Raw genomic sequence first — 755 nt, 5'->3', positions numbered from 1 at the left:
TCCGCCGAAGTCGATGCCGTGTACTTCCCGCAGGTTGAAGTGATCGGCGACATCGCCAACGCCGTGTGGCAGATCGCTGAAGGCCTGGGCGACACTTCGCACTGGGACTTCACCCGCCTCATGGCAATTCGTGAAGCCAACGAAGCGCAGATCGCCGAAGGCGCCGACGACGACCGCTTCCCGGTCTACCCACAGCGCCTGGTGGCCGACATTCGTCGCGTGCTGCCGTCCGAAGGCATCGTGGCCCTGGACAACGGCATCTACAAGATCTGGTTCGCCCGTAACTACAAGGCGCACAAGCCGAACACCGTGCTGCTGGACAACGCCCTGGCGACCATGGGCGCCGGCTTGCCATCGGCCATGGCTGCACACCTGGTCTACCCGGATCGCCCGGTGATTTCGGTGTGCGGTGACGGCGGCTTCATGATGAACAGCCAGGAGCTGGAAACCGCCGTGCGCCTGGGCATGCACATCACCGTGGTGATCCTGCGTGACGACGGCTACGGCATGATCCGCTGGAAGCAGGCCAACATGGGCTTCACCGATTTCGGCCTGGACTACGGCAACCCGGACTTCGTCAAGTATGCCGAAGCCTACGGCGCCAATGGCCACCGCGTGGAAAGCGCCGACGGCCTGCTGCCGCTGCTGGAGCACTGCATCAAGACCCCAGGCGTGCACGTGATCGACTGCCCGGTCGACTACAGCGAAAACGACCGCATCCTCAACAGCGAGCTGCGTGAGCGCGCGCTGGCGGT

Annotated in this window: 1 protein-coding gene; it reads left to right on the top strand. The window is 64.1% G+C overall.

Annotated elements, in window-relative coordinates; genetic code table 11:
• Positions 1–755: thiamine pyrophosphate-dependent enzyme (locus DMX12_RS28885; RefSeq protein WP_232108695.1), on the top strand; the 755-nt coding region annotated here is incomplete at both ends.

It is taken from the genome of Pseudomonas sp. MB-090624, assembly GCF_003205245.1.
Lineage (GTDB): Bacteria > Pseudomonadota > Gammaproteobacteria > Pseudomonadales > Pseudomonadaceae > Aquipseudomonas > Aquipseudomonas juntendi.
The sequence above is the reverse complement of the archived record's forward strand: the minus strand, read 5'-3'. Positions and strand labels throughout refer to the sequence as shown.